Source organism: Shimia sp. MIT910701, assembly GCF_047126315.1.
Lineage (GTDB): Bacteria > Pseudomonadota > Alphaproteobacteria > Rhodobacterales > Rhodobacteraceae > Shimia.
In genome coordinates, this window is record NZ_CP138953.1 from 3,365,981 (window position 1) to 3,388,472 (window position 22,492).

The 22,492-nt window shown below is 60.0% G+C and carries 21 protein-coding genes and 1 tRNA gene; 6 read left to right on the forward strand and 16 right to left on the reverse strand.

Going from position 1 to position 22,492, the window contains the following annotated elements:
- Positions 1-18: 18 nt before the first annotated feature.
- The 3 genes from SIB38_RS16370 to SIB38_RS16380 are packed head-to-tail and all read right to left on the reverse strand — an operon-like array spanning position 19 to position 9,001.
- On the reverse strand, positions 19-1,749 hold the full coding sequence (locus SIB38_RS16370; protein ID WP_412550623.1) for an adenylate/guanylate cyclase domain-containing protein: 1,731 nt from the start codon (positions 1,747-1,749) through the stop codon (positions 19-21).
- A complete protein-coding gene (locus SIB38_RS16375; RefSeq protein ID WP_412550624.1) occupies positions 1,749-6,626 on the reverse strand; it encodes a PKD domain-containing protein in 4,878 nt (1,625 codons plus the stop codon). Before SIB38_RS16375 ends, SIB38_RS16370 begins: the two co-directional genes overlap by 1 nt.
- Positions 6,627-6,640: 14 nt before the next feature.
- Positions 6,641-9,001: a FecR domain-containing protein gene (locus SIB38_RS16380; RefSeq protein WP_412550625.1), complete on the reverse strand. Its 2,361-nt coding sequence runs from the start codon at positions 8,999-9,001 to the stop codon at positions 6,641-6,643.
- Between the two features lie 769 nt (positions 9,002-9,770).
- On the opposite strand from SIB38_RS16380, the gene SIB38_RS16385 reads away from it, so the two are divergent.
- Positions 9,771-11,156: a hypothetical protein gene (locus tag SIB38_RS16385; protein WP_412550626.1), complete on the forward strand. Its 1,386-nt coding sequence runs from the start codon at positions 9,771-9,773 to the stop codon at positions 11,154-11,156.
- 220 nt (positions 11,157-11,376) lie between these two features.
- Here the strand turns inward: SIB38_RS16385 and SIB38_RS16390 are convergent.
- Both SIB38_RS16390 and SIB38_RS16395 read right to left on the reverse strand, forming a co-directional pair.
- Positions 11,377-11,453, reverse strand: a tRNA-His gene (locus SIB38_RS16390).
- Between the two features lie 42 nt (positions 11,454-11,495).
- Positions 11,496-11,984 carry an N-acetyltransferase family protein gene (locus tag SIB38_RS16395; RefSeq protein ID WP_412550627.1) on the reverse strand — a complete coding sequence of 163 codons (489 nt, stop codon included), beginning with the start codon at positions 11,982-11,984 and terminating at the stop codon, positions 11,496-11,498.
- A gap of 132 nt (positions 11,985-12,116) precedes the next feature.
- On the opposite strand from SIB38_RS16395, the gene SIB38_RS16400 reads away from it, so the two are divergent.
- On the forward strand, positions 12,117-12,305 hold the full coding sequence (locus SIB38_RS16400) for a DUF6324 family protein (protein WP_294114205.1): 189 nt from the start codon (positions 12,117-12,119) through the stop codon (positions 12,303-12,305).
- 81 nt (positions 12,306-12,386) lie between these two features.
- Here the strand turns inward: SIB38_RS16400 and SIB38_RS16405 are convergent, their stop codons facing one another.
- From SIB38_RS16405 to SIB38_RS16420, 4 genes are all read right to left on the reverse strand, one after another.
- Entirely contained in the window at positions 12,387-12,572 is a 186-nt protein-coding gene (locus SIB38_RS16405; RefSeq protein WP_294114204.1) for a hypothetical protein, read from the reverse strand.
- A complete protein-coding gene (locus SIB38_RS16410; protein ID WP_412550628.1) occupies positions 12,569-13,042 on the reverse strand; it encodes an MmcB family DNA repair protein in 474 nt (157 codons plus the stop codon). The genes SIB38_RS16405 and SIB38_RS16410 overlap by 4 nt, the downstream gene beginning before the upstream one ends.
- A 260-nt stretch (positions 13,043-13,302) precedes the next feature.
- The gene (locus SIB38_RS16415; RefSeq protein ID WP_412550629.1) at positions 13,303-14,088 is read right to left on the reverse strand and encodes an ATP-grasp domain-containing protein; all 786 of its coding nucleotides are present in this window, start codon (positions 14,086-14,088) and stop codon (positions 13,303-13,305) included.
- Positions 14,089-14,210: 122 nt separating this feature from the next.
- A complete protein-coding gene (locus tag SIB38_RS16420) occupies positions 14,211-15,107 on the reverse strand; it encodes a cation diffusion facilitator family transporter (RefSeq protein WP_412550630.1) in 897 nt (298 codons plus the stop codon).
- Between the two features lie 191 nt (positions 15,108-15,298).
- On the opposite strand from SIB38_RS16420, the gene SIB38_RS16425 reads away from it, so the two are divergent.
- Together SIB38_RS16425 and SIB38_RS16430 are read left to right on the forward strand one after the other, a co-directional pair.
- The gene (locus tag SIB38_RS16425) at positions 15,299-15,643 is read left to right on the forward strand and encodes an ArsR/SmtB family transcription factor (RefSeq protein WP_412550631.1); all 345 of its coding nucleotides are present in this window, start codon (positions 15,299-15,301) and stop codon (positions 15,641-15,643) included.
- Positions 15,636-16,055, forward strand: coding sequence for an SRPBCC family protein (locus SIB38_RS16430; RefSeq protein ID WP_294114197.1), 420 nt, complete (start codon positions 15,636-15,638; stop codon positions 16,053-16,055). The genes SIB38_RS16425 and SIB38_RS16430 overlap by 8 nt, the downstream gene beginning before the upstream one ends.
- A 61-nt stretch (positions 16,056-16,116) precedes the next feature.
- On the opposite strand, the gene SIB38_RS16435 is transcribed toward SIB38_RS16430, so the two are convergent.
- The 5 genes from SIB38_RS16435 to SIB38_RS16455 form a co-directional block, all read right to left on the reverse strand.
- Complete coding sequence (locus SIB38_RS16435; protein WP_294114196.1) at positions 16,117-16,446, reverse strand: hypothetical protein; 330 nt, start codon at positions 16,444-16,446, stop codon at positions 16,117-16,119.
- Positions 16,447-16,606: 160 nt separating this feature from the next.
- Positions 16,607-17,077 carry a transcription antitermination factor NusB gene (gene nusB, locus SIB38_RS16440; protein ID WP_294114194.1) on the reverse strand — a complete coding sequence of 157 codons (471 nt, stop codon included), beginning with the start codon at positions 17,075-17,077 and terminating at the stop codon, positions 16,607-16,609.
- Entirely contained in the window at positions 17,074-17,625 is a 552-nt protein-coding gene (locus tag SIB38_RS16445; protein ID WP_294114192.1) for a 6,7-dimethyl-8-ribityllumazine synthase, read from the reverse strand. Before SIB38_RS16445 ends, nusB begins: the two co-directional genes overlap by 4 nt.
- A gap of 3 nt (positions 17,626-17,628) precedes the next feature.
- Positions 17,629-18,750 (reverse strand): 3,4-dihydroxy-2-butanone-4-phosphate synthase, encoded by a 1,122-nt coding sequence (ribB, locus tag SIB38_RS16450; RefSeq protein ID WP_412550632.1) that lies wholly within the window; start codon positions 18,748-18,750, stop codon positions 17,629-17,631.
- Between the two features lie 239 nt (positions 18,751-18,989).
- A complete protein-coding gene (locus SIB38_RS16455; RefSeq protein WP_412550633.1) occupies positions 18,990-19,706 on the reverse strand; it encodes a glutathione S-transferase family protein in 717 nt (238 codons plus the stop codon).
- Positions 19,707-19,855: 149 nt separating this feature from the next.
- Between SIB38_RS16455 and SIB38_RS16460 the strand changes: the two genes are divergently transcribed.
- Both SIB38_RS16460 and SIB38_RS16465 read left to right on the forward strand, forming a co-directional pair.
- Positions 19,856-20,119: a hypothetical protein gene (locus tag SIB38_RS16460; protein ID WP_412550634.1), complete on the forward strand. Its 264-nt coding sequence runs from the start codon at positions 19,856-19,858 to the stop codon at positions 20,117-20,119.
- A 9-nt stretch (positions 20,120-20,128) separates the two neighbouring features.
- Positions 20,129-21,103: a dipeptidase gene (locus tag SIB38_RS16465; protein ID WP_412552057.1), complete on the forward strand. Its 975-nt coding sequence runs from the start codon at positions 20,129-20,131 to the stop codon at positions 21,101-21,103.
- A 6-nt stretch (positions 21,104-21,109) separates the two neighbouring features.
- Here the strand turns inward: SIB38_RS16465 and sigZ are convergent, their stop codons facing one another.
- Together sigZ and SIB38_RS16475 are read right to left on the reverse strand one after the other, a co-directional pair.
- Complete coding sequence (gene sigZ, locus SIB38_RS16470) at positions 21,110-21,655, reverse strand: RNA polymerase sigma factor SigZ (RefSeq protein WP_294114186.1); 546 nt, start codon at positions 21,653-21,655, stop codon at positions 21,110-21,112.
- Positions 21,656-21,895: 240 nt separating this feature from the next.
- A complete protein-coding gene (locus tag SIB38_RS16475) occupies positions 21,896-22,486 on the reverse strand; it encodes a riboflavin synthase (RefSeq protein WP_294114184.1) in 591 nt (196 codons plus the stop codon).
- Positions 22,487-22,492: the final 6 nt, after the last annotated feature.

Here is a 22,492-nt window from a genome sequence, read left to right on the forward strand (position 1 = left end):
ATTTGTGGAATGAGAAGATCAGGGCAGGTGTTCCAACTGTTTGGTCTCAGCCTGCGCGGCAAATACCGGGATTGGATCGGCGTAGCCCTTGAGGCGCACGGCGGCCAGCTCTTTTAGGGTTATGCCTTCATCGACCAGATCACTGGTGTCTCGATCCACCAGCACCTGCCAAGGGCCCGCTTTAGCGCAGAGCCGCGCTGCCAAGTTCACGGTTGAGCCCAGCACCGTATAGTCCATCCGGTCGCGCGCCCCCATCGCCCCAAGCACCACGTCGCCTGAGGCGATGCCCACGCCCACGGCCAGTTCGCGCGCGCTTTGAGCCCCAAAAGACGCCGCCAACGCCTCTTTGATTTCCACGCCGCAGCGCACGGCGCGATCCTCTTTGTCCTCACCCACAAACATCGCCATCAGCTCATCCCCGACAAACTTGTCGATATCGCCGCCATGGCGCTCGACAATCTCTGACTGGATTTCAAAATAGCGGTTGAGCACCTCAATCACCTCTTCGGGCGGCACGGTTTCGGAAAACGCCGTGTAGCCGCGAATATCTGAGAACAGCATGGTCACCTCGCGCCGCTCGCCGCCCCGCCGCATCCGGTCGCCATCCCGGTTCTGTATGGCCGTCACCGTCTCATGGCTGACGAATTTCATAAGCTCCAGCCGCTCGCCCAATTGCCCGGCCATCACGTTGATCCGCCCCGCCAGATCGCCAATTTCGTCGCGCGAGCGCACGCCGTCCACCCGTTGTGAGAAATCGCCCTCGCCCACAGCATCCGCCACCCGGCCAATTTTCAAGATCGGACGTTTCAGGCGACGCGAGAAGATCAGCGCCCCAATCGAGGCCGCGGCAAAGCCCAGACTGCCGACAATCAAAATCCGCTGCATCATCTGAGTGACCACGGCATAGGCCGTCTCTTCGCTCAGCTCGGCAATCACCGCAAAAGGAAACCAATCCGGAAAGGCATAAGCCCCCAACATCGCTGTGCCATCTGGCCGCGCATAGGCCTCCAACGCATCTGCCCGCGCGCCTGCCACAATCAGCGGCATGGCAGAAGCCACGATCGCCCGGTCGGCCAAAACCTCCGGGGCCTCTACCAGCACGGCCCGTCCAGCATGATCCACAATGGTGATCTCACCCCGCGCGGTAAACGGATGGCGCAACACACTGCGCTGCAAGGTGTTCAGGTTGATACGTGCGCCCAACGTGAGCTTGCGCCCGGCAATGATGCTTTCCATCGGCAAAGCCAAAGTCGCCAGCCAGTCCCCTGTGTCTGGCAATTGGCTGATCAGTGGTCGCCCAAACTGTCCGGTGCCCTCAATATTCGCCAGCAACTCATTGCTAATGGAGAGCGTCTGCACCGGGTCAAGGCCAACCTCTGCCAGCTGTGCAGCAAAATCTTCATTGCTCACCAGCACCGGAATGTCGGAGCCTTCCACGCTCAGCTGCAAGGACACCACATCCGGCAATTGCGCCATGCCCTCCGTCAACAGCGCCACCTTTAGCGCGACGTCCAGCTCAGGATTGTCCACACCAGAGCGGATCACCATCAACGGTGCCAGCCAACGGCCCTGATACAGGCTGTCAAACTCGCTGCGCAATTGCCCTGCCACGCTGGTGAGATCTTCATTCACCGCGCTTTTGAGCTCTTCGCGGGCAATCTGCACCAGGTTGTTGCCCACCAGCGCCAAAGGCACCACGGCGATCAACGCGGCGAATAGAAAGAACTTGAGCGGCAGCGGAAACCGCATCAATTGCCCTCACCCCGGGCCACGGCCAATACCTGCACGCTGTCGGTAGACACACCACAGGCCAATCCGGTGCTGTCGCGCGCAGTCACCGTGGCCGTATACGTGCCTGGCGCGCCGTAGGCATGGCGGGTCACTGCGCCATAGCCGCCTGCCCCGTCGCCAAATTGCCAGCTGACCTCTACGCCATGGCCATCCGGGTCGCTGACATCACTCACATCAAAGCGCAGCACGTCATGCGCCGCCCCCACCGGGGTTTCCCGGTCTTGGCCCGCGCTGATCACCGGCGCGGCATTCACCAAAATCTCCGCCGTGTCCTGCCCCACGGCACAGCTGGCACCGCTGTCATCCGTCACAATCAAGGTTGCGGTCACAGGCCCCGCGGTATCAAACCGGCGGCTGACCTCTGCGCCCGCCAACTCCACCCCGTCTGAGAAGCGCCACAGCAGATCGGTAATCTTGCCATCCCGATCATACGCTCCAGCTCGAAACGAGACCTCTTCGCCCGGACAGACCACCCTGTCCGGTCCCGCATCGGCGGTTGGCGGCGCGTTCACCCGTGCATAGACCTGCTCCAACTGGCTGGAGTTTTCCAATCCTTTGCCATCATCCGTAGACACCGTGACCGGATACAGCCCCGGCGTAGCGTAGCGATGGGTCACCGCCGCGCCTTTGCCCGTGCCCCCGTCACCAAAATCCCAGGCCACCGCCACCCCAGGACCCACCGACAGTTCCCAGGCTTTGTCATCACCCGCGCATAATGCCCCGGCCACATCGACGCCGGTCAGCGGCGCTGGATTCACCTGCATCTCGCGGGTCCAAGAGGCGCTGCTATTGGCCACACCCGCATCATCGGTGACTTCCAGCGACAAGGCATAGACACCCGGCGTTTCATAGCGATGCACCACCGACACGCCCTCCGCCGTTTGACCGTCGCCAAAATCCCAAAGGTAGCGGGTGATCACCCCGTCGTTGTCCACCGCGCCAGTGGCGTCAAACCGCGTCAAAACGCCCGCCGCCACCTGAGCGGGTGCGTCCACCTCTGGCGTCGGCGCGGCGTTGATGAGGATCTTGTGGTGCGTGACCAATTGCCCGCAGTCCTGCGTGCCACCTTCAAGCGTTGTGGTCAGCGTCGCCAAATAGGCTCCCGGTTCGGCAAACGCATAAGACACTTCCGCGCCTTCGGCTGTGCCGCCATCCGAAAAGATCCAGTCATACCGCACCGGCTCGCCCGTACCGGCCGCGTCGCCCAAAACAGCGGCAAAGGCCACGGCATTGTTCACCGGCGCACGCTCCACCGCGTCAATGCGCTGGCTGCGCGCGGGCAAGACCTTCACATTGACTGTATCGGTGTCCAGCGGGCTGCATTCCCCAACCGCATCGCCAGTGATCGTGAGCGTGACCGCATGATCGCCCGCCCGCTCAAAGCTCTTGATTGGCGTCGCCCCGCTGGCCCGACTGCCATCACCAAAGGTCCATTCAAACCCGTTGACAGACCCATCGGCATCTGTGGAGCCACTGCCATCCATGCGCACCTCTTGATTGACACAGACCGTCATGTCCGGCCCCGCATTGGCAATTGGCCCCTCGCGCACAATCACCGCGATGCGGTCCAGATCCGACCCACGCGTGCTGCCGCTCTCATCTTCCACTTGAAGAGTGACCGGGTAAGTGCCTGGCATTTCGTAGGTTTTGGTTGGATTGATCACCTCAGACAACGTGCCATCGCCAAAGTCCCAGAGGTACTTTAACAGGTCGCCATCCTCATCCGCGCTGGCCGAGGCATCAAAGATGATCGACTGGCCAGAACACACATCTTTGTTGCCTCCCGCATCCGCCACCGGCGCGGCGTTGATGATCACCGTGGTGGCATCCACATCCCGCGCATTGCTCAGGCCGGTGCCATCATCCACCCGCAATGTGACTGGGTAGCTGCCCGCTTTGGGGAATACATGGCTGACCGTCTTGCCAATCACCGGCGCCGACCCGTCGCCAAAATCCCAGAGATACATCAGCGCGTCGCCATCCGCATCGCTGCTGCCACCAGCATCCAACGTGACCAACAACCGATCCGTATCAATCGCCGGACCCGCCTCTGCTTCGGGACGGTGGTTCACATGGATGGTCACGCTGTCCTGCGCGGTGGAATTGGCCACGCCGCTGCCATCCCGCACCACAAGCCGGGCGTTGTACACGCCCGCCACCGGCCAAGCGCGCTCCACCACTGCGGCCTCCAACGGGGCCTGCAAATCGTCAAACTCCCAGCGGTAGCCAGCCAGCAGCCCGTCTTTGTCAAAGCTTGAGCGCGCATCAAACCGCACCGTGTCATCTGGCGCCACGCGCAGATCCGGCCCCGCCTGCGCAACCGGCGACGCATTGACGGTGATCAACACCTCGCTCTCATCCACCGCGCCGCCACCGACAAAATCATCGGTCACTTTCAAGCGCACCCGATGCAGCCCCGGCGTTTCAAAGCGCTGCGCCACCCGCACGCCATCTTGCGTGCTGCCATCCTCAAACAGCCAAAGATACTGCGCCACCGTGCCATCCGGATCCACCGACGCGCCACCGTCGAGCACAAACTCCTCGTCCGGCGCGACGGTCAGCGCAGACCCTGCGTCGGCAATGGGTCGACTGTTGACCACAACTTGCATCGTGTCCCGATGGCTGCTCTGAGGCGCCCCACTGTCGTCCGTGACCGTTAAGTCCACCTCGTAAACCCCTGGAATTTCATAGAAATGAAGCGGACTTAAACCTTCTGCGGTGCGCCCATCGCCAAACTCCCAAACGTACCGCGCAATCTGCCCGTCAATGTCACGCGACCCGCTGCCGTCAAACTGCACCTCTGACGCGGTGACAAACTGATCCGGCCCGGCCTCCGCCACCGGCCGCGTGTTCACAACCACCTCAAACCGGGTGCGCTGGGTGGCCGATTGCGTGCCGCTGTCATCAATCACGGTGAGGGTTACCTCGTAGACACCGGGGGTCGCCCAAGCGTATTCCGCAACCGGCCCCTCGCCCATGGCCCCATCGCCGAAGTCCCAGAGGTGCGACAGGATCACCCCATCTGCATCGCTGGAGCGGCTACCATCCAGAATCACCGCCTCCCCAACGGCCACCGGCGCCTCCGGCCCGTCGATCGCGGGCACAGGCGGCGCATTTACACGAATGGTCAAACGGTCCGTGCTTGTCGCATTGGCCACGCCGCTGTCATCGCGCACAGATAGGCCCACCTGATAGATCCCGGGCTGCTGATACACATGCGTTACACGGCTGCCATAGCGCTCTGTGCCATCCCCCAAGTCCCAAACATAGCCGGTGATGGCCCCATCCACGTCATAGCTCGCCGCCCCGTCCAGCGTGACCGCGCGCCCCACAATGGTGTTCACATCCGTGCCCGCCTCAGCCACCGGTGGGAAATTCACCATCACCAAACGGGTCGCCACGCCAAAGTTGCAGGGATGCACCGCGTCATCGCTCACCCGCAAAACCGCGCGATAGTCACCCGGCTCGGTGTAAACGTGGCTGGCCTCCACCGTGTCGGCTGCCGCTCCGTCGCCAAAGCTCCACAAATAACGCGTGATCGGGCTGTCAGACGGCAACGAGCCCGCGCCAGAAAACGGCACCACATCGCCCGGCGCTACCGTGATCGCGCTGCCCGCCACAGCCCGAGGCGCCACCCGCACATGCACCGGCACCTCGGCCTCCGCCCCGCGCGCCGCCCGTGTGCCCGGCAAGCGCACCCGCAACCGCGCATCATACCGCCCCGGTGCGCCGTAACTGTAAACAATCACCGGCTCTTCTGAGCTGGCGCCATCGCGGTAATCCCAGCGGTAGGCCAGCAGCGGATCGCCATCCGCCAAGCTGCCATCAAACGCCACGCTAGAACAATCCGCCAGCTCCCGCGCCCGTGGCAGCGCCTCTGGCCGCGCAGGCACTGGCGCCAAACGAGATGGCATCAGCATCGGCACCGCTTGTCCGTCCGCATCAAACAGGCTCAGCGTCACATCATTGGGCGTTTCAAACCCACCCTGAAGGGTCAGCGACAGAATATCCTCTCCCGCCAGCTCTTCGGCACGCACAACTTCACTGGCCCAGACATTCTGCCCCGAGGCGCGCAGCGCATAGTCCGAATACATCCGGTTCAGCCGCAAATCGCCCCGCGCCCCGTCAAAGTTCTGCACCGTCAGGTCCCCAGCGGTGGCCAGAAACTCCACGCGGGTGCCCGGTCCAGACCCGGGCCAGCGAATGGTCGGCTGATAGGCAATCATCTCCAGCCCCTCAGGCCGCCGATGCGCATCCCGCAGCAGGCTCACATCCACGTTGAACCCGTTGCCGTCATCACCGTCAGCGCCGAGCACCTCCAACCGGAACCAAGCACGGTCGCCAATCACCTCACCTTGCCGCGCGCGCACACTTCCCAGCGAGACCCACTGCTGATCGGTTTCTGCCTCGGACCCAAACTCGACTTCCCGCAAGACCTCGCCAGCACGCGCTGCCAAAACCGCATCACGGGTCACCTTGGAGGGCGTCTCGCCATCCGCAACCGGCACCGGCATGGGCACCCCACTGCGCGCGCCGTCACCGCCGTAGACCCGATAGACCGTGCGGGAATTGCCCCCGCCGCCATAGCGAAAATCATGCTCCCCCCGCATTTCCGGATCAAACACGCGCACATAAACTCTGTCGCGTAATTCACTCGGAACGCTAAAGAATATCACCTCACGATGATCGATATCACCCTCCCGCGTCGGTGCAGCGGAGCCGTACACAACCAATTGGCCGTGTTCCGCTGGCGACGCCACATCCTGCGCTTTGGCCTGTGCCTGCCAAAGCCCCCAAGCCGACAAAACTGCCACCATCAGTTTCAGCCAAGTCATGCGCGCGCTCCTCTTCATCGGATCACCTCATTGCCAGCGTAGTCCTGCACCACCACCTCGATCAGACGCATCTCTCCCGGTGTCGCCGGCAGGCTTGCCCGGCAAATGCCTCGGGCACTGTCACAGCGTAGGTAGCCCTCAAACTCTGCGTCCCCAACCTCAACCAGGTACGGCGCCGCCTGACGCAACCCGCTCACATCCTGCGCCGTAACCACAATCTCAACCGGCCCGTCTACGCCTTGTGGCCGGGCCATGCCTGCATCCAAAATCTCCGGGGGGCTGAGGTCCAAAAGCGTTTCCACCACAAGAACCCCAACATTGCCCGCCGCATCCACCGCGCGCAGCTCCAACAGGTTTTGCCCTTCGGTGAGTGCCGCCTGCATCGCAAAGCTGCCATCAAAGATGTCCTGCTTGGCGCCGTTGAGCTCCAACGTGACCGCATCCCCAAGGGTGCCCGTCAAGTCGATGGCTTTGTCCGTGGTGGCCCGCGGTGGCGGCACATCCAGCACCAGCTCCGGCGCGGCGCTGTCCCGCACCACAGCAAACGCCAACGTTCCGGTGGACACGCCACCTTCGGACAAAACCTCCACGCTGAACGCCCGCGGCTCCGAACCGACCGGCACCGTGATCGCCAAAACCCCACCTGCCGAAATGCGTGTGCGTCCGGCCTCTGCCCCAGCGACATCCCGCAAGACCACCTCTTGGCCTGGCTTGGCAGAAGTGGCGACCACAACCGTCATCTCGGCATTGCGGCTCACCAAATGGCCGTCGCTGTCCCGCGCCAAATCCGGGTTCAGCGTCATCGTCGTTGCCACGCGGGGCACATAGCGCAACTGTCCGCGTTTTTCAGAGACATTGCCCGCCGGATCGGTTGCCACCAGCACAATCTGATTGGCCCCGGGGGTCAGCTTCAGCGTGGTCTCAAATCCCCCATCCGCCGCCACATCCACGGCGATACCGTTCACCGTAAGCGCCACCCCCGCCTCAGACGCGCCCAGCACCGCAACGTCTGGCACCTCAACCAACACGCCGTCCGACGGCGCCAACAGCGTCAAAAACGGTGGTGTGCTGTCCTGGCGCAACTCAAACTGGCGCACTTCGCTCCATTTGCCAGGCAACCCAAGCCCGTCCAGCGCCGCGACACGCCAATAATGGGCACCGGGCGCCAGGCCAGCCACGTTAAAACTCAGGTCTTTCACACCCCATTCGGTGGCAATCATCTGGTTGAACGCCGGATCCCCCGCGACCTCAAACCAATAGCCGCTGGCCTCGGGATACTCCTGCCACGCCAGTTGCACACCCGCGCCATAGACATCCGCGCGGTCCATCGGCGCACTTAACAACGGCCACTCCAGCACTTGCGCCCGCGTGGCCACGCCGTCTTCCGTGATCACCACCCCCTCGTCTTGGCCAAGAGACACTTTGGTGGCGTCGGCTTCAATGTCGAGCGACGCTGTGTCGTAGTTCACAAACAGCGCCTTATCGGCCTCTTTCTTGATCCAGAAATCATCGCTGTCGGTGGTGGTCTGAATGCCCGGCACGTCAATCTCAAAGCTGTCACGATCCGACAGCTGATTGAGCAGCGCATAGAAATCGCCGTTGGCCAGCGACACTTTGGTGACCTCTTTGCCGGTGAGAGGATCAGAGCGCATCCGTTGAATGGTGGCATTGGAATTGGGGTTCAGACGCAGCCGGCTCAGATCGCGAAACGTCACCTGTGTGGTCGAGTTGGTCAGCGTGCGCACTTTCTCAAATTCTATCAGCACATCGTTCAGGTCTCGATCCGACCAGGCCGCCTCCGCAGGCTCCCGCCCCTCCACACGCCCATGAATATCTGTGATCAACGCCTCCGCCGCGCGGTCCCGTTGCGCCAACGCAATTTCAAACGCCTCGGTCGCGTGCCCCGTCGCCGCCCCAGCAAACCGCACCACCTTGCGCCAGGCCCCTTCCCCGCGCGCACCAACCGCTGCGTCACGATCTGCTATCGCGGCGCCAATCTCCTGCGGCGCAAACAGCCGAGCGCCTTCTGAGGTGGCCTTCTGGATAGCGACCAAAGCCTCAGCCAACGCCGCATCGGCTGCCGCCACTTGCGCCACCGGCATCTGCAACACCGCCCCCGGCACTAGGTCCGCCGGTGAGGCCAACTTGTTGATCTGTAAAACCGTTGGCCAAAGGTCAGGATCGTTGAGATGCCGCCCCACAAAATCGCGCAGGGTCTCGTCGCCGCTATAGGCCACTTCGGTGTAGGGCACCTCCAACGGGTCCACGTCTGCCGATACCACTGGCGCGAGAGTTCCCACCACGCAGGCGGCCAGCAGGCCAAACCAACGCACAATTGTCTTCCTAGGGTTTTGGTCGTCCGCAGGAACACACATGCCTGCACTCCCAAAAGGGCCGTGAAAAGAAATTATGGTTAATAGGTCGTCTAATCGTTCTACAGCTTGGAACGCCGCGCAAGAATTTTGCCGTGTGGCACATCTATTGGCGCCTTGTTGGAAACAAAGGCGCCAAAACTTGCAGCATTCCCCTCAATTGAGAAACAGAATACGCGCTTTGGACCATTTCTCCAATGGAGATTTGGCACGAAACTATAGCCGGGCCTGTTGAGCAACGCAGTTGCCCCCGCCAAAATCTGCCTTCAAAGGCCACAGTTCGGTGGGCGCGCCTTCGGCAAGCAGAGCTCGCCCCCCTTGTTTTCAGACGCATCCAACTACCGACATCCCGTCTGTCTCGCTGGCGTGAACTCAACCCAAAATGGAACCTTTACCGCACGGGCTCAAATCAGGCATCGGCGTATCTGCCAAGCGCAACCCGCCGCACAGTCGACACGGCCAGACACATGCTTACTACAAACTGCAAAACCTCCAATCACGTGACTTTCCACTTATCCCTGCATTCGGCTGCATCCGACAGTTCACCCTTGTCCACTAAAACTCACTCCGGCGTCACACAAACGGCTCTGCAATCGCTAAAGACTCCGCACATCCCAAATTGAAAACATGTGATTTCGACGCGCCGATTCTGGCATGGCGCCTCCAAATCCTTACAAAAACACCAGCAAAACACAGCGCAAAACGCAAATCACGCAAAAATAACGGTGGGTTTGGCAAATTCTGCTCAAGGAAAACAAACGAGGAGGGTCCCATGTCCCGCCCAAGCCCAACAGAGAGCACAACCGCCGCCCAAACCGCCGCCATGGATGCCCGTGAGGCCGCACTTGAGGCTCTGCGCGACATGTATTGCAACCGCGCGGATGTGACCGGCTATGACATCGGCTTCAAGCGGATTGGTGGTCTGGCCACCACCAAAGTCTGCCTGCGGGTGCATGTGGACGCCAAACTGCCCGAAGACGAGCTCGATCCGGCCACACGCATCGTACGCCTTATCAACGGATTTCCGGTGGATGTTGTCGCCAGCACTTACAAGGTGCACCGCGACCAGGGCGACAGTCAAAACACAGGCGCCACCACGCTTCTGTCTGGCAGCCCTTGCCAGCGCCGCGGCGCCAAAGCGGGCACCATTGGCGCCATTGCCATGGACCGCGCCACCGGTAAACCCGGCATCCTGTCCAACTGGCACGTGCTGTCCTCCCCTGAAGGGGCCGACAGTGATCTGGTCTATGGACATAGCACCGCCGCCCTGCCGATTGCGCGGTTGAAAAAATCCATGCTGTCGCGCCACGGCGATGCTGCTTTTGCCCCCCTCTCCGGTGCGACCCCTTGGCATCCCACCTTGAAACAACTCAATCTGCCACTGACCGGCGTGGCGCCGGCTGCGCTTGGCCGCATTCTGTGCAAATACGGCCGCACCACCGGTCTGACCCGCGCGCGGGTTGACGGCATTGGCACCTACAAAGTGGTACACACTCTCCCCAACGGCCGCCGCAAGACGGTGGAGATCGACGGCTTCCGCCTGATCCCGCAAGACCTCGCCGCGCCGCAAGCGGCGCTCAGCCTGCCCGGAGACAGCGGCGCCTGCTGGATCGATCCGGACACCGGCGATGCTGTTGGCCTGCATATGGCAGGCGAAGGGGATGACTGGCCGGAAGGGGACTGCGCGCTGGCCTGCCATATGGACAGGGTGCTGGAGTGTCTCGACCTGAGGCTTGCCACGTTGAGTGACCTGCACAGCACCAAGCAAACGCCTGAGGCAACCAAGCCCGTCAACGCCCTGCATATGGTGCCCGGCATAAATAGTTCCGCCGCGGCTTTTGCCCCGCGGACCGTGAGCGACACCGACCAGATCTTCAGCGTTCAAGGCAACATCTGGACCGAGTTCCTCAAAACCATGCTGGCCCAACACCCGGAGTTTGTCCAAATCCCGTTCGACATCGAAGACGCGGTTGCCGACTACTTCGGCTACGGAACATCCGGTGAAGCGCTGCACGCCATAGTGCTCGCCTCTCCCGCGTTCCTGCGCGACGGCGCCGTGCCGGATCAGGCCGTACTGACCCGCGAAGTAACCTTTCGGGGTGTCTGCTTCCGCATTGCGGAGGCCTACCGCGCGCGGGGCTATTGCGTGACGGCCTAACCCGTCTGCCAAAGCACACTCCCCGTTGATGGGTCATCCCCCCGTCGACATCCGTTGACGCGCTCACATCCCCATTGGTGCGTCAACGTCCGGGGCGGTTGCGGGATCTGTCCTCCTGCAATCGCCCCACAATATTCATCACATCACGACAAAAGAGCGCACGCAGGCAGGATGGCAGCGCGGCCTGACGTCACGATGGAAAATCAAGTTGAGGGGGGGGTGGTACCGCCTCTCCGGCTCGAACGGAGGACCCCTGGTTCCACAAACCAGTGCTCTAACCAACTGAGCTAAGGCGGCAACAAGGGCGGTTTACCGTCCCCGTTCGGGGGATGCAAGCACCTAAAATGTAATTTTGTAGGTTTGTTCGATCTGGCTGCTCCCAAAGCTTGTCACGGGCTTCTCCGCCTCAAGCGCAAAGCCGTTTTTTTCATAAAGCGCACAGGCTGCGGCGTGACTCTTGTGGGTCCAGAGCGTCACCCCATCATAGCCCACGCCCCGCGCAAACCCCAAACAGGTGTCCAACAGATACTGCCCCAAGCCGAATCCCTGCGCCTGCGGCAGCACCAAAAACAGACGCAGTTTGGCCCAACTTGGCTGCGGACTTTCTACACAGAAAATACTGCCCAACCGGTGCCCGTCATGCGCCGCAACCCAGCCGCGCTCGCGCACATCATCATGGTCCAGCAAAAACCGCCGCAGAATGGTCTCCACCAGGGGACCAAAACTGTCGTCAAAGCCCTCGTCCTCCGCATAGAGCGTGGCATGGGCTTCCACCAGCCAATCCAGATCCGCCTCCGCAAAGGGACGCAGCGTGATATCGTCAATCATAGTCGTTCCCTCGTCCGTTCTAGACAGGCTCAAAGCTGCGGTATTCTTGCCTTTGGGCCGCGATCACGATACCCGAATTCCCAAGATATGAGAACGTGCCCCTTGGGGCCACACATCCGCCAGGAGACAGTCATGGGCATCAACACCGAAAGCGACATCGAAGCCAACCTGCAAATCGGTCCCACAGATCAGGGGTTTGTGCGAATTTACATCGAGGGCGGCGGCATCGAAATCCCGATGGATTTTGACCCGGAAGAGGCGGAAGAAATTGCCGAAGAGATCCGCGCCGCTGCCGCCACCGCGCGCCAGATGGCGAAATAAATATTCAGGAGGGGCCAGCCCCTCCGCTGCAGCAACCTGCACCTCCTCCCCGGGATATTTGGGGGCTATGAATGCTCAGGGTCAGGTGAGGATTTCCCCTGGCCCTTTGAGTTCAAACCCGGTGATCTCAAACTCATAATACCCGTTACGGTCGCCTTTTTCAGCGCGCGCAATCAGTTTGCCCTCCGCGTTGCGAAACACCGCGTGTACGGTTTGGATCGCGCGGTAACACCAATCGCCATCCGGATAGTAAAACTTGACCATCATAGGCTGTTCTCCTCATTGGGCATCGGCGACAGCTTGGGATCGCGATAGCGCTGCAAACGCCGCGCCGCGTCGGTGGCGAATTTCTGGATCATCTTTTTGCGCCGCGCCGGGGCCAGCTTGTCCTCCGGCGCCATGCGGATGATCTCCGCATCATAGGCGTCCGCAAAGATCAGCCCCGTGCCTTCGGGCAACAAATCGGTCGGAAACTCCGTGTCCACCGCCCAGAAATAGCGGTCACACCACTCCAGATAGCCCTGCCATTTGTTGTCCGCCTGAAAATCGGCCCGGCTGGATTTGCATTCAATCACCCAAAGCTCGCCTTTAGGACCCAGCGCCATCACATCCACCCGAAGGCCCCGCGCCGGCACAAACTCCTCCATCGAGACATAGCCATGGCTGCGCAGGTGGCGGCTGACCCCGCGGGCGAGCAATTGGCCGGGCTGCAAGGTGATGAGGGACGTGTCTTCCATAGCAGCAGCGTGAACATTTAGGGAACAAAATGCAAGAGGCGATTTGCGCCCCCTGCCCCTTGCGCCCTCCCTGCGCTGCGCCTAGATAGAGGGTCGGCGGGTGCTGCCCTTCTCGTGATACGGTTGCATTCCGGTGGCCTTAAGCAATTCCGAGGGAGCTGGCTCTGTCCTGGTCCTGGCCTGGTTACCTGGCGCCCACCTGTATATACAGGTCCTCGGGAATGAGATAACCACACGGCTGCGTTTGCGGGCCCGCCACTTTACGCCTCACACAAACGTTCAATTGCATGGATCAAAGGTTCCAATTCCGCCGCATAAAATCCGGCGGCGTTGATGCCATTTGTCTCGATGATACGCAGACCAGCCTTTGCCCGGCAGATGTCAATGACATAGGCGGGCGCATAACCACTGTTAAGCTGCGCCATCTCCTGTCCAAATCTAAGGGCGTCCTCTGGTATGTCATGCACATACCCAACCTGCCCCGCCTGCTTGTAGCGCGAGTAGGTGACAACGCGGTCCTCGACCACCCAAAGGCGCCACTCCTCGTCAATGGCTTGCGGTTCCGTCAACATGACCAACGTGTCCGCCCGCAAGGAACCGATCGGTAGCTCCCCTTCAGGCAACGCCGAAACGCGCGCTGACAAGTCCGCAATGTCTTGAGCCGCCATAACGCGGCCTGGAACTTCCTTGCTGTCTTCTACCGGACGCAAGAACCACATCTTGCTGTCCCCCGAAAAGCAGCTTGCGCATTCGCCAAACGACATCACATGGGCATCCGTGCCATTGAGTAAGTATGGATGCCAAACAGACTGTTCTAGAAACGGCGCAATTCGAAACACCCCAGGCTCTAGCTGATCCGTTTCCGCATACTTCCACATGCTGTAGGCCCCAAACAACACCACAGCTTTCGGATCTTTAATCATTGGCTGAGGCGTCAGGTCACCGACAAAAGGGATAATTTTGTGCCAACTGACATCTCGCCCCAAAGACGTGAGCGCATCCCCAAGTTTCCGTGTGTCTTCAAAATCTTGCAGCAACCATTGCATGCCATTCACCTGTATTTCCAACGTGCTCGCACGATAGAAGGACACAACCCAGCGTCAACCGCAGCACACAGTTTCAAACCAAAATGCAGCTATTGCTTGGTTCGTGCACGCAAAGCCCCTACTCACTCCGGCTCCAGCCCACTTGCCTCCAGCATATCGTCCGGCTCCACGTGAATGGTGGTGCGCGCCTCGGGAATTTGCGCCCGAATGCTGTCTTCAATGGCATCACAGATCTCATGCGCGCGATGCACGGTCATCTGCCCGTCGACCACCAGATGAAACTCAATGAACACCACCCGACCAGCGCGCCGTGTTCTCAGGTCATGAATCTGTAAAGCCCCTTGGGATGCCCCTCTCACGGCGGCCTCGATCACCTCTCGTTCCTCAGACGCCACCGATGAATCCATCAGATCGCCCGCGGAGGAGACGACAACCTTCCAACCCTCTCGCAGAATGTTGAGCGCCACCACCGCCGCCAATACCGAGTCCAAGATGTGCCACCCGGTCACAGCAACCAGCAAAAGCCCCACCAAGACGCCTGCGGTGGTCCAAACGTCTGACATCAAGTGACGTCCGTTGGCCTCCAAAGCGGGTGAGCGCCGCTGTTGCCCGGCCCCAATCAAGACCCGCGCCCAAACGAAGTTCATCACCAAAGCAACACCGCTCACCGCCAAACCAACCGCACCGATCTCCGGCTGGGTCGACGCACCAAGCGCCATCACAGCCTCCTGCAGGATCAGCACAGCCGCCACCACAATGAGTGAGCCTTCGGCAATCGCGGAGAAATTCTCAGCCTTGTGATGCCCAAAGGGGTGCCCCTTGTCCGCAGGCCGCTCCGCGATCCAAATCGCCCCCCAGGCCAACACGGCTCCAGCCACATTCACAAACGATTCCATCGCATCGGAATAAAGCGCCACCGATCCGGTGAGACGCCAGGCAACGATTTTCATGCACAGAACAGCGAGCGCCACAAGAATGCTGCCCGTTGCCAGTGCCTGAGAGGAAAAACTACGTGCCACGAGCCTGAAATTACCTGCATTATTTGGATCTTAAACGTCTCCCGCAGTGTTGCCCGTCTTTGAGGTGTCGCACAACCCGCGAGGCGGCATATGCGACACCCTTCCCCCCAAAACAGCAGATCACTTGACTCAGTACCAAAAGGTATCATATATGTTGAGATACCAAATGGTATCACTTAAGCGAGACAGCTATGCCCGACGCCTTACAACACGTCTTCCGCGCCCTTGGCGACCCAACCCGTCGCGACATCCTGCGCCTGTTGGGACAGGAGCCCATGACCATCGCCGAGGTGGCCGACAACTTTGCCATGACCCGCGCCGCTGTGAAGAAGCATCTTGTGGTGCTCAGTGACGGCGGGCTGATCACCGTCGCCCCACGCGGTCGGGAAAAGGTCAATTCTCTCAACGCATTGGCGCTCAAACCTGCGTTGGAGTGGATGGGCTGGTTCGACCAATTCTGGGACGACCGTCTCGATGCATTGAAAACCGCAATTGAAAAGGAAACGACAGATGACACTGGACACAACAATGGCTGAACTTTCCCAGGACACCACCATTCGCAAATCGGTCTTTCTCGCCGCCCCCAAAGCCCGCGTTTGGGAGTTTTTGACCAAAGCCAACCTGCTCAACGAATGGTTCCACCCTTCCGAGAAGGACCTTTTAGAGGGCGAAGACTACACCCTGCGCTCCCAAAAAGACGGCGACCGCATGTGTTGGGGCAAAGTGGTCGAAGCCCGCCCGCACGACTACATGAAGTGGGATTTCACCGTTGGCCCGATGAACGGCAGCATGAGCACTGTCGAGTGGGAACTTACGGAGGCCCCCGGCGGCACACGCCTGACGTTGATCCACTCCGGACTGCCCACCAACGTAGACGGATTTGGCCTTGTCATGGCGCTGGACAAAGGCTGGCACGGCTTCCTGTCCAATCTGCACGACATGGAGTGACCCCAAACAAAAAGGCGCCCCGCATTGGGGCGCTTGAAGCTTACACAAAATCGACTGCCGATCAGCGGCGGATCTGACGCTGTTGCGGGGTGCGGCGGTCAATCTTGACCGGCACCGGCTCCGCCAGCATCACCGGCAGCGCGCTGCGCTTGCCACCACCAGGCTGGCTGTCATCTTTCATGCGCATGATCGCGATGCCAAACTGCACCCCGGCAAAGACAATGCCGTTCAGCACCCACATGACAATCACCGCCAGAACACCTTCAGAGCTACTGCTCACCAGATGCCAGAGATTGGCCACGTTGAAATACAGCAGCATCGCCACAAAAGCGGCGGAAATGGCGAACCCGATCGCCACCTGACGGATATAGAGTGAAATCAGCTTTGGCATGGCAGTGCCTCCTCACACACCATTAAACGACAGTCGTTTCAAAACGGCAAGTCACAGCTGCGCGACAGATTGGCCGCACCGCGACCAAAGCACAAAAAACGCGCAACCTTCCGATTGCGCGTCACAGTGACTTAGCAAAGTTAACGGAGAATAAACCGCCTTAAAACGCCTCTGGCTTGGCTTCGCGCGCCATGTGATCCAGCACCGCGTTCACAAACTTGCCCTCTTTGCCGTCCGGGAAGAAGGCATTGGCAATCGCCACATATTCGGTGATCGCCACTTTGGCTGGCACATCGCTTTGCAACAGCTCGGCACCCGCAGCACGGAACAGCGCCCGCAAGGTTGGGTCGATCCGGTCAATTGGCCATTTCGCCACCAAGGCACGGTCGGTCATCTGGTCGATCGGCGCCTGATAGTTCACCGCATCTTCGATGGTCTTGCGGAAGTGATCCACATCGCCTTCGATCATGTCAGTGCCATCATCCACCTCGGCACCAAAGCGGTGATCCAGAAACTCCACCCGCACCTGATCCACGGTCTGGCCGGAGTGCTCCATCTGAAAGAGCGCCTGCACCGCATAAAGGCGGGAAGCGGATTTCATCTTGCGTTTCTGGTTACCGGATAGGGTCATGCCGTCGGATTGTCCTTGAGTTCACCAGCGATCTTGATTTCCTCAGAAGCGGGCATAAAGCCGACTCCCTTGCGCTGAGCGCCCCACTTACGGCTCAACGCCACAAGATGCAAGGCCGCAGCCGCCGCGCCGCCCCCTTTGTTTTGATCTTTGGGATCAGCGCGCACTTCGGCCTGAGGGCGGTTTTCCACGGTCAGGATGCCGTTGCCAATGCACAGGCCTTGTAGGCCCAAGAGCTGGATCGCACGCGAGCTGTCGTTGCACACAGTTTCATAGTGGGTGGTCTCACCGCGAATGACACAGCCCAAGGCCACATAGCCATCAAAGTTGCTCATGCGCTCGGCGATGCCAATCGCCGTCGGGATTTCCAGCGCACCAGGCACTTCAACCACCTCATAGGTGCCGCCCACAGCTTCGATCTCGGCCACGGCACCGGCCAACATATTGTCGGCGATGTCCTTGTAATAAGGCGACATCACAATCGCCAGCTTCACCGGCTTGTCAAATTCCGCACGCGGCATGATGTAGTGTTTTTCAGCGCCAGCCATGACTTATTCCTCCGTCAGGATCGGGCGTGTGCCCACAATGGACAGCCCATAGGCGTCCAGACCAAGATATTTTGTTTGCGGGCTGTCTGTCAGCAGGATCAGCTCGCTGCAGCCTAGATTGGACAGGATCTGCGCCCCCAGACCGGTGCGCTTCACCGTGCGCGGACCTTCGTCCTCTTCGGCATACAGGCTGTGACGCACCTCGCGGAACAGGCAGACAACGCCCCGGCCCTCGTCTGCAATCTTGCGCATCGCCGCAGGTAGCTCGTTCACTGACTTCGGCCCCAAACCCAATACATCGCTCGCTTCGTGCAGCGCGTGGGTCCGCGCCAAAACCGGCTCCGGCGTGGTGATGTCGCCTTTGATCATCACGACATGCTCAATGCCGTGAATCTGATCGGTGAAAATGCGCATCTCCCAATCGCCGCCATACTCAGACGTCACAGTTTCGCGCGAGGTTTCCACCACCTCATTGTCGTTACGCGAGCGATAGGCAATCAGATCGCTGATCGTGCCGATCTTCATGTCGTGCTTCTTGGCAAATTCCACCAACTCCGGCAGACGCGACATTGTGCCGTCTTCATTCATGATCTCACAGATCACAGCACTTGGGTGACAGCCCGCCAGACGGGAAATGTCCACGGAAGCTTCGGTATGACCGGCCCGCACCAACACGCCGCCACGTTTGGCGCGCAGCGGGAACACGTGACCCGGCGTGGCAATCGCCGCCATGGTGTTCTGCTCGTTGATCGCCGTGGCAATGGTCAGCGCGCGGTCGCCGGCAGAAATCCCGGTGCTCACCCCTTCACGGGCTTCAATCGACACGGTGAAGGCGGTTTCGTGACGGGACGAGTTGTTCACCGCCATCATCGGCAGGCCCAGACGGTCAATGCGCTCGGCTGTCATTGGCAGACAGATCAAGCCACGCCCGTGCGTCGCCATGAAGTTGATTGCATCCGCATCGGCAAACTCGGCTGGAATGATCAGATCGCCTTCGTTTTCGCGATCTTCATGGTCCACTAGGATATACATCTTGCCCGCTTTGGCGTCGGCAATGATCTCTTCAATTGGGCTGATCGCGTCGCGCAGGCTCTGCTCAACGGGTCCGGGCTTTTCAAAGGACATAAGGTCTCTCCGCTTGGTTGCGGCTCAGATAGCCCATGCGGGACGCGATTGCCAGTGCAGCCACGACGCCCCGACGCTCAAAAACGCAACGGCATTGTGCGCGGATGCGCAAGCACGCGGGTGTTAGCGCTCCCTTTTCAGGAAGCACGCAGGCTCAGCTGTCGCTGAGCCTGACAAGGGGCGCTGCCCCTTCTTGGCCATGCCAATTCATCCCCGGGATATTTGGGGAAGGAGAAGACTTAGCAGCACCCTGAGGTTGCTGTTCCGCAGCCCCCTGCGGCGGCCACTTGTAGTGGCTCGTCTTTCATCCCGCGCCCAAGGTAGGTCACATCCGCCAGATAGAACTTGGTGAAGGCTTCTTCAAAGTCCTCGGAAACCGCTTTCTGCGCCAGCCCAGTGGCCATGATCGCCGCCTGCCAGGCCTGGGTTTTTGGACGGCCGTCCAGGAAATCATATCCAGTGTGGTCCTTGATGATCTGTGCTCGGTGCAAAAGCACCAGCCAAGCAATATCTACCACCCCAATTTGCTCACCGCCAAAAAACGGTCCGTCGCCAAGCGCTGCTTCGATCTTGTCAAACGCCGTGCCCAGCTTGGCCGATTTCTCCGCCAAGGTCTCTGCATCGCGGCTGCGCATGGTGCCACATTGCACAAGGTAGTTTTTCGCCGCCAGATAGCTCCATGCGCGGTTCAAAGCTTTCTGCTCCAGTGAGACATCCGCCTCTAGAGGCGCATAAGCCTCTTCGATATACTCAATGATGGCCTCACTCTCAAACAGCGCCACACCACTTTCGGTTACCATCACCGGCACTTGCCCGTTGGGTGACATGTCCAGAAACCACTGCGGCTTGTCAGACAGCGAGATGTACGCGACCTGATAGTCCAGCCCTTTGGCCTCCAGAAGCGCAGTCACCCGTTGCACAAACGGGCAGATTTTGAAGCTCACAATCTTGATCATTGTCTGTGTCCTTTTGATCTCTTTGACCTGAAGACGCGCGAGACGGGAAAAAGACGACAGATTTCTCAAACTTTTTCCATCAGCCTTGGTTTTTTTTGCGACCCTTCCACATACTGCGTTCAAATTTCATGTATTTTTTGGAGAGCCCCATGTCCTTGCGAACTGTGTCTTTTGCCGCCCTGACCGCCGCCTGTCTGGCCCTGCCGGCCTTTGGCAGTGAAGAAAGCAAGACCTGGGAGGCCAGCCCGGAGGCCACGCAGTTTGTGAAAGACACCATTGTGCTTGGCATGTTGGCCAGCCCCTACGGCACCGGCTGGACCGAATATGAACAACTGCACACCTACTTCCAGCGGGCGCGCGACAACGGTATCACCGGCCATGAAATGACCCTCGCCGCCGCCGACATGTCCTAGGAGACCTTTCTGGAGCAGCACTACCACTTCCGCGCGGCCATGGCGCAGCAGCCGGAAAACTACCTGATCGTGAACGAAACCCGCGACATTGAGGCCGCGCATCTGCAAGGCAAAACCGCGGTGATCTGGAACAGCCAGACCGCCACCATCCTTAACGGTGATCTGAAAAAGATGGCCGCGCTCAAGGACATCGGCGTCAAATCCATGATCCTGGCTGACAACGACATCTTCCGCACCGGCTCGGGTCAACTGGCCGCCCAAAACGGCCGCGACATTGGCCTCACGCCCTGGGGCAAAAAGGTGATCGACGAAATGGTGCGCTTTGGCATCCTGCTCGATCTCAGCCACACCGGTTCCAAAACCGCCAATGACGCCATGGACTATATGGATGCCACCTACCCCGGCGTGCCTTATGTTTACACCCACTCGGTTCCGGCCGGCCTCTACAAAAACGAGCCCAACGCCACGCCACAAGGCTGCTACCGCACCATTCCCGATGACGAAGCCCTGCGTGCGGCCAAATCCGGCGGCTATATCTCCCCCACATTTACGGAGTGGATGATGGACGGCATCTGGCCGGACAACATCTCCCCTGCGCAGGCCGCAGACATGATCGACTACTATGTGAAACTCGTGGGCGTGGACCACGTCGGCATCGCCACCGATGACATGTTCTCCACCCAATTGGTGGTCGACTTCGCCACAGCCAACGCCGATATGTACAACGACGGCGGCTATATGATTGACGCCTTTAACAAAGGCGCCACCGGCAACGGCGAACTCGCAAAAATCCTCGCCGCCATCACTGATGATCTCTGGGCACGCGGCTACAGCAACGAAGACCTCGCCAAAATCTACGGCGGCAACAAAATGCGCGTCTTTGCCCAAGTCTGGGAAGGCAAACCGCCGGAGCAATTCCTACAGGAATACCCCGAACGCCTGCGCCTGCGTCAGGAGTTGGAAGGCAAATTCTTCAACCGCTGATCTGGCTCAACACCCGCCACAGCGCTTTTCTCTGGGGGCGTAGTCAAGGATCTCTCCCTGCGCGCCCAGTTCCATCGCGCAGCAAGCGCGATACTGATCCGCCATCTTCTCTCGCGCGGCCTTCACGCGAGATTTGAGCGTGCTGTAGGCCACCCCCATTTCGGCAGCGACCTCTTTTTGACGCCGCCCCTCCAGGTCCACAGCCCGCAGCAACGCGGCATCCTTATCTGGCAAGGCGGAGAGGAATACGCCGACGCAGCCTTCCAAGTCACGCAACGCACTCGCCTCTTCGGCGTGCCCATACCAAAGGTCATCTGCATCGATGGCCTGCGCCTTGCCTCGCGTGCGGTAAAAATCCACCGTCGCATTGCGCGCCACCTGAAACAACCAAGCGCGCAGCGCCGCCGGATCACGAACGTCGGACAAATGTGCATGGGTCTTGATCAGGATCTCCTGCAGCAAATCCTCCACATCCGCCTCGTTGGCCACCCGCTTGCGCAGAAAGCCCCGTAAGGCGCCGCTGTAGTCCTGCCAAATCTGATCCAACTGCATCTCACCTGTCCCGCGTTGCTCCCCCAAGACTGGGACGTTGGATGACAGACTGCAAGGCCCGCCTCTCAATGCACGGCCCAACATTCATATTCCCAAAATATCCCGGGGGTCTGGGGGCTGGCCCCCAGCCTTCAAAATCTTAATGCCAATCACCGATGCAACAGGCGCAAAAATCGCACCTCCGCAAAACAGCCGCGATACAGATGGAATACCGACGTGTTGCGCACAGCGCGCGTTGGCTTAAGACCCCATCTCCGCCAGCCGCGCCACATAGCGCGCCAGCGTGTCGATCTCGAGGTTGATCTTGTCGCCGACTTTGGCATGACCCCAGGTGGTGACCTCTTTGGTATGCGGAATGATGTTCACGCCAAAGTCGCAGCCATCGACCTCATTCACCGTCAAAGACGTGCCATTCAGCGCCACAGAGCCTTTGGACGCAATGAATTTTGCCAGGCTTTCCGGGGCTTTGAAAGTAAACCGTGTGCTGTCGCCCTCGTCTTTCATCGCGACAATCTCGGCCACGCCGTCCACATGGCCGGACACGATATGGCCACCCAACTCGTCGCCCACCTTCAGCGCACGTTCCAAGTTCACAGGCCGCCCTTCACGCCAATCGCCAAGATTGGTTTTGGACACGGTTTCCGCTGAAATTTCAACATCATACCAGTCATCGCCCAAGGCAATTACGGTGAGACACACCCCATCGCTGGCAATCGACGCGCCCAGCTCAATACCTTTGGTGTCATAGGCGGTCTTGATGCGCGCCTTCAGGTCGCCGCGCTGCTCCAGGGCAACAATTTCGCCAACATCAGTGATAATTCCGGTAAACACGGGCCG